Source organism: Bradyrhizobium sp. 31Argb (genome assembly GCF_043638955.1).
GTDB lineage: Bacteria > Pseudomonadota > Alphaproteobacteria > Rhizobiales > Xanthobacteraceae > Bradyrhizobium.
The window spans coordinates 1-10,133 of the sequence record NZ_JBEGDB010000289.1; the positions used below are offsets into that span (position 1 = coordinate 1).

Annotated in this window: 13 protein-coding genes; 6 read left to right on the top strand and 7 right to left on the bottom strand. The window is 62.9% G+C overall.

Going from position 1 to position 10,133, the window contains the following annotated elements:
• Positions 1–139: 139 nt before the first annotated feature.
• Positions 140–397, bottom strand: coding sequence for a hypothetical protein (locus tag AAFX91_RS34505; RefSeq protein ID WP_130231366.1), 258 nt, complete (start codon positions 395–397; stop codon positions 140–142).
• A 123-nt stretch (positions 398–520) separates the two neighbouring features.
• Here AAFX91_RS34505 and AAFX91_RS34510 point away from each other — a divergent pair, with 123 nt between their 5' ends.
• Together AAFX91_RS34510 and AAFX91_RS34515 are read left to right on the top strand one after the other, a co-directional pair.
• Positions 521–1,048 (top strand): four-carbon acid sugar kinase family protein, encoded by a 528-nt coding sequence (locus AAFX91_RS34510; protein ID WP_394569539.1) that lies wholly within the window; start codon positions 521–523, stop codon positions 1,046–1,048.
• 1,012 nt (positions 1,049–2,060) lie between these two features.
• The gene (locus AAFX91_RS34515) at positions 2,061–2,855 is read left to right on the top strand and encodes a GDSL-type esterase/lipase family protein (protein WP_394569540.1); all 795 of its coding nucleotides are present in this window, start codon (positions 2,061–2,063) and stop codon (positions 2,853–2,855) included.
• On the opposite strand, the gene AAFX91_RS34520 is transcribed toward AAFX91_RS34515, so the two are convergent.
• Positions 2,832–3,131 (bottom strand): helix-turn-helix domain-containing protein, encoded by a 300-nt coding sequence (locus tag AAFX91_RS34520; protein WP_130583920.1) that lies wholly within the window; start codon positions 3,129–3,131, stop codon positions 2,832–2,834. The genes AAFX91_RS34515 and AAFX91_RS34520 overlap by 24 nt on opposite strands.
• 182 nt (positions 3,132–3,313) lie before the next feature.
• Between AAFX91_RS34520 and AAFX91_RS34525 the strand changes: the two genes are divergently transcribed.
• Complete coding sequence (locus AAFX91_RS34525; protein ID WP_130583916.1) at positions 3,314–3,640, top strand: nuclear transport factor 2 family protein; 327 nt, start codon at positions 3,314–3,316, stop codon at positions 3,638–3,640.
• On the opposite strand, the gene AAFX91_RS34530 is transcribed toward AAFX91_RS34525, so the two are convergent.
• The 3 genes from AAFX91_RS34530 to AAFX91_RS34540 all read right to left on the bottom strand — a co-directional run bounded on the left by AAFX91_RS34530 (position 3,620) and on the right by AAFX91_RS34540 (position 5,788).
• Positions 3,620–4,708 (bottom strand): acyltransferase family protein, encoded by a 1,089-nt coding sequence (locus AAFX91_RS34530; protein WP_394569541.1) that lies wholly within the window; start codon positions 4,706–4,708, stop codon positions 3,620–3,622. The two genes, AAFX91_RS34525 and AAFX91_RS34530, sit on opposite strands and share 21 nt — an antisense overlap.
• A 97-nt stretch (positions 4,709–4,805) precedes the next feature.
• Positions 4,806–5,012, bottom strand: coding sequence for a hypothetical protein (locus tag AAFX91_RS34535; RefSeq protein ID WP_130583918.1), 207 nt, complete (start codon positions 5,010–5,012; stop codon positions 4,806–4,808).
• A gap of 155 nt (positions 5,013–5,167) precedes the next feature.
• Positions 5,168–5,788 (bottom strand): TetR/AcrR family transcriptional regulator, encoded by a 621-nt coding sequence (locus AAFX91_RS34540; protein ID WP_207234674.1) that lies wholly within the window; start codon positions 5,786–5,788, stop codon positions 5,168–5,170.
• Positions 5,789–5,905: 117 nt separating this feature from the next.
• Between AAFX91_RS34540 and AAFX91_RS34545 the strand changes: the two genes are divergently transcribed.
• A complete protein-coding gene (locus tag AAFX91_RS34545; RefSeq protein ID WP_394569542.1) occupies positions 5,906–6,475 on the top strand; it encodes a hydrolase in 570 nt (189 codons plus the stop codon).
• Positions 6,472–7,590 carry an AbrB family transcriptional regulator gene (locus tag AAFX91_RS34550; RefSeq protein WP_394569543.1) on the top strand — a complete coding sequence of 373 codons (1,119 nt, stop codon included), beginning with the start codon at positions 6,472–6,474 and terminating at the stop codon, positions 7,588–7,590. The genes AAFX91_RS34545 and AAFX91_RS34550 overlap by 4 nt, the downstream gene beginning before the upstream one ends.
• Here the strand turns inward: AAFX91_RS34550 and AAFX91_RS34555 are convergent.
• Positions 7,540–8,178 carry a TetR/AcrR family transcriptional regulator gene (locus AAFX91_RS34555; protein WP_394569544.1) on the bottom strand — a complete coding sequence of 213 codons (639 nt, stop codon included), beginning with the start codon at positions 8,176–8,178 and terminating at the stop codon, positions 7,540–7,542. The genes AAFX91_RS34550 and AAFX91_RS34555 overlap by 51 nt on opposite strands.
• 62 nt (positions 8,179–8,240) lie before the next feature.
• Here AAFX91_RS34555 and AAFX91_RS34560 point away from each other — a divergent pair, with 62 nt between their 5' ends.
• A complete protein-coding gene (locus AAFX91_RS34560) occupies positions 8,241–9,137 on the top strand; it encodes an alpha/beta fold hydrolase (protein WP_394569545.1) in 897 nt (298 codons plus the stop codon).
• A gap of 446 nt (positions 9,138–9,583) precedes the next feature.
• Here the strand turns inward: AAFX91_RS34560 and AAFX91_RS34565 are convergent, their stop codons facing one another.
• A complete protein-coding gene (locus tag AAFX91_RS34565; protein WP_282526432.1) occupies positions 9,584–9,757 on the bottom strand; it encodes a hypothetical protein in 174 nt (57 codons plus the stop codon).
• Positions 9,758–10,133 lie beyond the last annotated feature (376 nt).

Here is a 10,133-nt window from a genome sequence, read left to right on the forward strand (position 1 = left end):
GCTTCCTCCTAAAAGAAAGCCTTGAATCACGTTCAATCTGATTTGAGAATCCCAAGAGTCCACACGGCCTAGCGCTTTGTTTGAGCATGATCTTTTTCGGAAAACCGGTGCCCACTTTTCCGGATCATGCTTTAACGTCTCAGCCTTGCCCGTCGCTGAGCCCGTATTCCTCGTAGATCGCCAGCGGATCGGCGTCGGGAAACAGCCGGCACTTTGCTTGCGCCAGATGCAGGGTGACGGTTCCGCGATCGCAGCCAGCGGCAAGCAGCTTTCGGATGTCTTCCATATGCGGTCGCGGCTGGTGTTTGGGCGGAAGCTGCTCGAGGGCGACGAGCGCCGTCGCCAGCGCCTCGGTGATGACCCATTCGTCGTGGCCGGTGATTCCCTTTCTCGGCATCGCCACACCTCCCGCATTGGAGCAAGGTACATTCTAGCGTAAAGCCAAGGCGTACCGCCATTGTTGGATTGCATCCAGCGAGGCAGATGCCTAGGACGTGCACACCATTTCCGGCACAGCATCATGCAGCAATTGAGGCTTCTGGCCGACGATCTCACCGGCGCGCTCGACACGTCTGCTGAATTTGTGGGCGCGCTGGACCCGCTGGACGTGGCCTGGCGCGCGGACTCGATCACGGACCGGCACGGCAGTTTCGCCATCGACAGCGGCACGCGGGAGCTCGGGGCCGAGCAGGCGTTTGCCATCGCGCGGGAACTGGCGCCGCTGCTTCGGGGCGCCGGCATGGCCTACAAGAAGATCGACAGCCTGATGCGCGGTGCCTGGGCGGCGGAGCTCAATGCTTGCCTGCGCTCCGGCTTCTGGGACGCCTGCATCGTGGCGCCGGCGTTTCCTCACGAGGGACGCTGCACCCGCGCCGGCCGCCAGTTCGCGAAGGGGCCGGACGGGAGCTTTCAGCCGGTCGGCGAGAGCATCCTCGACCAGCTTCGCGGGCAGGGCATCGAGGCGCGGTCGGGGCGCTACGACGACGCGCTTCGCCCGGGTGTCAGCCTGATCGAAGCGATCGAATATGCGGAGCGGCTGGCGGGGTAGGAGTAGTGCCGGCCGCTCGCTTCTGATGCCCTGTAGGATGGGTAGAGGGCAACGAAACCCATCGCGATCGAGCAAGCCGCGCGAATGATGGGTTTCGCTGCCCTCTACCCATCCTACTGTCGTCCCGTCGAAAGACGGGACCCATAACCACAGGCAGGTGTTGTGGCGGGGGCAAGTGGTTGCAGCGGAGCGCACTAGAGAGGCCTGTGATTATGGGTCCCGGGTCAAGCTCGGGACGACGTGGGGTGGATTTCAGATTCAAATTTCAAACAGCTCTCCGCGGTCATCGTCCGCGAAGGCGGACGATCCAGTATTCCAGAGGCAGCGGTGCTTGAGCCGAGAGGCCGCCGGATACTGGATGCCCCGCCTTCGCGGGGCATGACGATGAAGTGTGGTAAGAGGATATGAGTTCGCGTTCTCGCGGCACCTGCTGCCCGAGCTTTGCGTCACTTTCCACCCTCTCATCGAACAGAGGGCGCAGGGAAAGCCGGGTGCCGGTTGCACCCGTGGGTCCCGTGCAACAAAAAGCACGGGGGTAGGACCACAGGTTCAACCGAAGCATTCCGGCTTTCCCTGCGCGATGGTGTTACGGCTTCCTTCGTGCTCTCCCCGGTGACCGGGCTTTCTTGCCACCGTCATCTAGTGCGAACTTGTTCGCACGAAGCTTAGCGCCAGCGTCGGGGCGCCAGGACCACACGACTTCGCCGTCCGCTGATGTCACGCTCGTCAGTCGTGACACTCTCGTCCACCGCATCTCACCGCAACGTTCGTGACGATCGCGAGCCGCCGCTCATCCGGGTGAGACGCGCGGAGTTAAATCACTGATTTGCCCGACGACGGAAGCGGGAATGTTTTTCGCGCGAGGGATGGACAGACTTTTGCTGATTTGCCCGACGGGTTGATTTGTCGCACCCGTTGCATCCACATCGTCATTGCTTCGCTGCGCTCGCAATAACGGAGAGTGAGGGGCGCGGTTGCCCCGAGCCGGTTATGGATGATAGAGAGCCGGCCCATGGAGCGGCGGGCTTTTCTTAAGACATTCGGAATCGGCGCGGTAGGTTTGGGCACAGCCTTTTGGGCCGGCAGCCGGAATACCATGCGCGGCGGCTGTTATCTTCAGCTCGGGACCAGCATCAGCGCGGGCACCGGCTCAACCCATGGCGGAGCCACACCAAGCCTCATAGGTGAGCGGCTTGGAATGTTCGCCATCAATGGCGCCTTTCCGGGTTCGTCCGCCGGTCAACATAAATTGCCGTCGCTCAACCCTGTTTCACTTTACGCGATCGCCAACGCGATTTCCTCGGGCGATTGGTCTGCACAAAAACGAACCGGAGAACCGGTCCGTGACTCGTCCCTTGGTAACCTGCGAGCGATGAACCTTCCGAGCGTCACCCACATTGCCCTGGAGTACGGCGCCAACGACTTCCGCTATGACCGCCCGATCGGATCGGACGATGATGTCGGCAGCGACACCTTCAAAGGGGCGCTCAATCATTCGATCAGGCTCCTGCGGAATTCTTGCCCGACGGCGCGGATCTTTCTCATCACGCCCTGGTGGTTGCCAACCCAAGACGATCGCGACAGCGATGTACATCCGAACAAGCTCGGATATTTTCTTCGCGATTACATCGGCGCAATGCTGCGCGTAGCGGAAATAAACCGCGTCCCATGTCTTGATCTCTTCAACTCAGGAGGGGTCAGCAAAACCAACTATCGGGCTCTCACCCACGACGGCGTGCACCCGAACAACTGGGGCGTTCTGCTCCGGGCCGTCCAGATATCCTCATTCATTTCTACCAGCGTCTAGCGGTGGCGCAGGCGGGCGCTGCTCGGCCCAGGTGAGCAGCCCATCGAGCGCCGGACACAAGGATTGTCCCCAATCGGTCAGGCCGTATTCGACCTTCGGCGGCACCTGGTGATGGACGATGCGACGCACGATGCCGTCATTCTCCATCTGGCGCAGTTGCTGGATCAGCATCTTCTGCGAGATCCCCGGGATCGCCCGCTCGAGGTCAGAGAAGCGCAGCAATTTGCCGCTAAACAGGTGGAAGAGGATCACGAGCTTCCACCGGCCATCCAGCATCCTGAACGCCTTCTCCACGCCCTCGGCGGCGCTCGCGGCTGTGTACTCAACCTTACCCAAAAGTCAGTACCTTACCTTTTCGTGCGTTCTTGCGGTTTGGCGAAGCTACAAACACCTTTCCGGCTACGCAATCGCGATCCACGACCGCGTCGTTCCCGACGCGCAAAAGGAAAGGAAATCCGATGTCTCTCGATCTGCCGGGCCCAGTTGCCGCTTACTTTGCCGCCGACAGCCGCGATGGCGATGCCATCGCGCAATGCTTCAGCGAACGCGGCGTCGTGAAGGATGAAGGGCGCAAGCACGAGGGGCGCGCGGCCATCGCGCAGTGGAAGGCCGATGCATCGACCAAATACAACTATACGAGCGAGCCGTTCGCTGTAGAGGAACGCGACGGGAAGATCGTCGTCACAGCGCATGTAGTCGGCGACTTTCCCGGTAGTCCGATCGATCTCAGATACTTCTTCGGGCTCGATGGCGACAAGATCGCCTCACTCGAGATCCTTCCCTGAGGTCGGAGCGAGCGACAGCAATTGCTGCTGTCTAGGTTCGATCGCGCTCGCCGGCGAGGGCTGTTTCGTGGCCAGCCGCCGGCCCAGGGCAATGAAGGGTTTCTCGATATAGCGCCAGGAGAGCCAGGCCATCGGCGTCGTCAGCGCGACCGCTACAATCGTCATCACTGATATCGCGAGCAGGACCGGCAGTCCCCTCGCATCGAGCAGCCGGGCGGCGAGCCACATGCCGATCGGGTGAAGCAGATAGAAGCTGTAAGAGATACGGCCGTAGAAACGGACCGGACGGAGATCGAGAACGGCAAAGAGGCCGATCGAGCTTCGAAAGGCGACCAGCAGCACGAGCAGCGAGGAGCTCAGGGTTTCCAGCGCGATGATCGGCGCGGTTTGTTTCTGTGATCCGCAGAAGCAGAACAAGGCGATGGCCGCGATCGACAGGATCCAGGCGGCGGCCGTGCGGAGGCGCTCGGCCGTCCGCTCGCCCTGCATCTGCAGGAGAATGCCGGCGACGAAGGCGTAGAGCGGCGCGAGGTTGGAAATGCCCCCAAGCAAATGCACATAGGCCCCCCAGAAGGAGAGCCCGAACAGGACTGCGATCGACACCATGAGCGGCTGCGGGCCGAAGCGCTGGAAAATCCAGACCGACAGCAGGATGACCGGCGTCGCGAAGCACTCGACCGTCATCGACCACATCACGCCGTTGATGTCATGGCGGACCATGATCGCGTTGAGCACCACGTTGAGCGGATCGAATTTCCCCTCGTAGCCGACATAGAAGCCGTATTGATGGTGCAGTAGCGTCAGCAGAGCGACCACCGCGATCGCCGCGGGGAAGAGCCGGAACAGGCGATGTCGCAGAAACGTGATCGGGTTCGGATTGTTCTGCAGCGAGCGCGCCAGCACGAAACCGCTGAGCACGAAGAACATCACGACCGGCGCCATGCCCGTGACGTAGGTGTCGGTGAACTGGCTCGTCATGTGATAGCCGACGACCGAGACGGCTGCGATGCCGCGCAGCGATTCAAGGCGAGGCAGGAAGCCGAGCTTTCCTGTCTTGCTTGTGCTCACCTGTGCATCCGGGACCGCCGCCATCATTGTCGCGTAACATTCCGCGCGGAGCTTGGCTACTGCGGCCTGACAGGCACGTGCTCACTAGCTCTATTGACTAGCCCTTGGGACCCGAGGCGCCGTCGATCCATTGTCGCGTCTCCTCGTCGGTCCAGCCGGGCACGGCGAATCCTTTGGGTGGGGGCGGGACAACGGGCTGTTCGAGACGAAAGTGCCGCTCGGGATGTCTGACGCGACGCACCGTCGCCGCGTCGGCGGCGGCGCACAGCATGATCAGAACGCCCAAGCAAAGAGCAAGTCGCATCGGATATCCTCCGCTCCGACCGTGTGTTCGAGCAACACGAGCGCGGCCGGCAATGCAGAAGTTGGCCGCAGTAGGCTTCCCAAAATGCGCACTGTTTTTCACGAAAGCGGCAACGATCCGCCTTCCGATGCATCCGCTGTTCGCAGCCGATACGGCTATCCAGCCGGCCTGCCGGGCGCGAGCCTGGCGGCGAGATAGAGGCGGTTCATCAATCTTAGCTGCTCGGGCGCGCCGGGGGTCGTTGGCGCGTCCTTCATGGTCATGCCGACCATCGTCTTCATGTTGTTGAGCACGACCGCGGCGATGTCCTCGGCCTCGTGCTCGTCGAGGCCGGGCGCGCAACGCTTCAGCGCTGTCTTGATCCCGGCGAGTGTCTGGCTGCGGAAGCGAAGGCGGATCTCGGTCCAGTCGGTGCGGGAATCCAAGAACGCGGTGACTGCGCGGATCTGCGGATAGAGCTTGGCCAGGAGATCGATGAGGATGTCGGCCAGTTGCTCCGGACTGGCGTCGGCGGCGCGGGCGAGGATCGCGTCGTATTCCGCCCGCAGCACCTCGGCATAGTGCTGCATCAAGGCGTCGGCGACAGCGTCCTTGTTCGGAAAGAAGCGATAGAGTGAGCCGATCTTGGCGTCCGCCCGTGCGGCGATCTCCGCCATGGTCGCGGCCTCGAAGCCCCGTTCCTGAATCACCTCGGCCGCAGCATGCATGAGCTCGGCGACGCGCTGACGGCCGACCTCGCGCTGCGGCTGGAGCGGTTTGCGGTCCTGACTTGACAAAGTTGAGGATATCCTCAAATAGAGTGGTGCGTGCTTGAGCTTTCCCTCAAGTATTTAGCCGCTCCCCACGCGCCCGGCAACGGGTGGGGAGGCTGCCATCTGGCGAAAGGACATCCCATGCTCATCCTGCCCGCTGCGACCACGGCATTGATCCTGATCGACCTTCAAAAAGGCATCGTCGGCCTGCCGACCGAGCCCCATTCCGGTGCGGCCGTCCTTGCCCGGGGACAGGAGCTGGCCCGGCACTTCCGCGCGGCCAAGGCGCCCGTCGTCCTCGTCAACGTCGCCTTCTCGCCCGACTTCAGCGACGCGCTGAAGGCGCCGGTCGACCAACCGATGCAAGCGCCGCCCGGCGGCTTTCCCGAGGGCTGGTCGGAGCTGGCCGATGGCCTCGCCGAACCGTCGGATATCAGGATCACCAAGCGGCAATGGGGCGCATTCTACGGCACGGAGCTCGATCTGCAGCTCCGCCGGCGCGGCGTGACTACCGTGGTGATTGGTGGCATCGCTACCAATATGGGCGTCGAATCGACCGCGCGTTCCGCGCATGAGCATGGCTATGAGGTCGTGCTGGCGGAAGACGCGAGCGCCGGTCGTTCGGCCGACATACATGCCTTTGCCTTCGAGCACATTTTCCCGCGGCTTGGCCGCGTAGCAAAAGCGGCCGAGATCGAGATGCAGCGGTGAACGAGCCGCGAGCCTATCTCCCGCTCCGACCGCTCCCGGTCGCCGTCCGCTGGGCGGTGCTCTTCGTAGTTTCGCTGCTGATGGCCGGCGTGCTGCAGTGGGTGAAGCTGCCTGCCGCCTTGCTGCTGGGGCCGCTGGCCGCGGCCGCGCTGGTGCAGATGGGCGGAGGGGCGGTGAGGGTGCCCCGCCTGCTGATCGTAGCCGCCCAGGCAATCATTGGCTGCCTCGTCGCGCAATCGATCACGCCGGCAATCATCAGCGGCTTCGTGCACTACTGGCCGATCATCCTCGCCACCGTAGCGCTTTCGGTCGGCGCAAGCGTTCTGATCGGCTGGACCATGAGCCGCTTGCGCATCATCCCCGGCACCACGGCGGTGTGGGGCATGCTGCCGGGCGCCGCCACGGTGATGATGGTGATGGCCGAGGCCCATGGCGCCGATTTCCGACTCGTTGCTTTCATGCAGTATCTGCGCGTCGTGCTGGTCGCCGCGGCGGCCTCGGTGGTGGCGCTATGGTTTGCGCACGGCGGTGGCGGGCGTTTCAGTGCCGGGCTTTTTCCGCCGGTCGACCTGACGAACCTCGGTGCCACCGCGGCCATCGCGCTCGTCGGAGCTGGTCTTGCCGCACGGATGCCGGCCGGCGTGCTCCTTGGTCCTCTCGTTCTCGGAGCGGTGTTCAACGTGCTTGGCTGGGTGAAGATCGAGCTGCCGCCACTGGTGCTGATCGCAACCTACGCGCTGATCGGCTGGAACACGGGCTTGCGCTTCACGCGCGACGTGCTGGCGACCGCTGCTCGCGCGCTGCCACAAAGCATCGGCGCAACCGCGATCCTGATGGGGTTTTGCGGCCTGCTGGCGTGGCTGTTGGTGGAGTTCCTGCACGTCGATCCGCTGACCGCCTATCTCGCCACCAGCCCCGGCGGCGTCGATGCCGCCGCGATCATCGCCGCCTCGACCAAGGTCGACACGTCCTTCGTCATGGCGCTGCAGACCGTGCGCGTAATCCTGCTGCTGTTCGTCGGTCCGTCGGTTGCGCGCTGGGTGGCGGGAACACTCGATCGCACGTCAGCCAGTCCGGGGCCGGATGGTGCGCCGGACCTTGGCAACCTTGATTGACTTGCGCGGCGTCGGCATCAGCCCGCGAACCAGACGGGCGGCCGCTGCTCCAGCGGTTTCCATGTAGCTTGGATCCCGATGCAGCAGGACGACGGCAAACGCGCCGTCCAATAGCAGGATGACCTGCCGCGCAAGCTGCCGCGCTTCCCGCGAGGCGACAGCATCTTCGAAGACGGAGCAAAGCCAGTCTTCGACGCGTTTCTTGTGCGCGCGGCCGATCACCATCGCCGAATGACCGGGCAGGTTGACCAGTTCGACCGAGGTGCGCAGGAAGCCGCAACCCTTCCATTTGGAATGGCGTGCCGACCGCGCCAGATTGCGAAAGATCGCTTCCACCTTGGCGGCCACGTCACCATCGGCCTCGGCAAACCAGCGCTTGAACAAAGCGAGATTTGGCTGGTCGCGGATCTCGAGATAGGCCGCGATCAGATCGTCCTTGCTACGGAAATGATAGTAGAGCGTCCGCTTGGTGAGGCCGGCTTTCTCCGCCACGGCATCGACGCTGACGGCGCGGATGCCCTCGCCGTAGAACAACTTGCCGGCGGCTTGAAGGATGCGCTCACGCGTCGAACGGCCAGTCTCGCTCATGAGCCCGATGTATACTAACCAGTGAATATACACAACGCCGCCCACCTCTTATCGTCGCGCACATGACCAAGGTGGCGTTGCGCATATCGATTGAGGATGGGATAGAAGTCACGATTCCCTGCCGGGATGGCGTAACGATTGGCGGCCATTTGTGGCTTGCGCCAGCCGGCCGCTCCGCCGGCAGCATCATCGTCAATGCGGCAACGGGAGTGGCTGCGCGCTACTACCACCGCTATGCATGCTTTCTGGCGAACCACGGCTTCGATGTCCTCACCTATGACTATCGCGGCATCGGCGCTTCGCGGCCGTCCCGCTTGAGAGGCTGCGGCTATCGCTGGCGCGACTGGGGCGAACTCGATTTCGAGGCGGCGCTTTGCTTCATGCACGAGTATAGGCCCCAGGCTCGCCTCATCGTCGTCGGCCACAGCATCGGCGGTTTCCTGCCGGGGCTCGCCGAAAGCGCTGGCTTGATCGAGCGGATGCTGACGGTCGGCGCGCAGTATGCCTGGTGGGGCGACTATGCGCCGCGCCGGCGGTCCGGCCTGTTCCTCAAATGGCATGTCGCCATGCCCGTCATGACGGCGCTCTGCGGCTATTTCCCCGGCCGCAGGCTCGGCTGGCTGGAGGATCTGCCTGCCGGCGTCGCCAATGAATGGAGTTTCCGCGGGCGACGCTTCGAGCACAGCCATCCGCGCGGCGAGAGGCGGGCCGTGCTCTCACGGATGGCAACGGTGACGGCGCCGATCCTTGCGGTTGCCGTGTCGGACGACGAACTCGGCACCGTGCCGGCGATCCGCCGCACGCTCGGCTACTACACCGGCGCATCGCGCACGGCCGTGCTGCTCGAGCCGCCCGACTACGGTCGCAAGACGATCGGCCATTTCAATCTGTTCCATGACGCTCACGCGGCCGGCTTCTGGACCGACACGCTGCTGTGGCTCAGGGACGGCGGGCCGTAGTCGAGAGGCAGAGCGCTTCGCCAAGCGTGCTGTCGGCCCTGTTCAACGTGCCTCAGAAAGGTACGCCGCCGGGCTTGAAATACACTGTCCCGGCGGCGCCCTGTCTCATACTGGGCCCCTGAAATCCCCAGTACCCATTGAAGTGCAACGCGTATGCCACAAGGGTATGACGCCAAAGAAAACTTATTTGATCCCGGCGCGGGAATAGGGCGGGACCGTCCGGTGTATCGTTAATCGTCAGCAGCCCTCTGCAACTTTTGCTCAGTTGGAGCGTAGCTCTGGCATGAGGGAAGATTTGGTCCGGTTTCGTCAGCTAGCCCAGGAATGCAAGGACCGGGCGGCAGAAGCTCGCTGTCCGGTGGACGAAGATGCCTGGCTGACGCTCGCAGCCGATTGGCTGGCGCTTGCGCAGGCCAGTGAGGCCGCAGGGGCGGGCGACGACGCGGCTACAGGCCGCGCTGCATCCGGTTGACGGCGACAAGAAGGTCGGGCCGCTCCAATACTTCCACCAATCTATCAAGGATGACGCGCTCGTTATTGCGCGGTCGCGGCTGCAAATATTCTTCAAGTATGCCCTGGGCATCACGAACGGCCTGAAGAGCTAGCTGCTCATCCGTCATTCTAGTCGCCTCCCGCAGTGGTGAATGCAACCCAACACAATTGAGCAAAATACGGTTCCATTTTGCTTAATTTTAGTGTCGCGCGGAAATCTTGCCGCAAGCTGGTCGGAAGCAGCGGTGGACGTATATTCAGGATCCTTTCCTGATAATGCATTGATATTTTTCAATTTTTGTTTTGGGGAAGGGGGCCCTTCAACCCGATTGAGACTGCGCGATCTGCTCGGCGCGACTGGTCGACCCTGGCGATTGGATGGTGCTCCCGCCGTTCAACGGCCTTCGCGAGCGCCTTGCTGGCGCCCGCCTTAGGCCGTGTGGACAGTTACCTTATCCAGAGCAGAGTGGCGGCAATGGCGACGACGGCGAAGTAGTTTCGCGC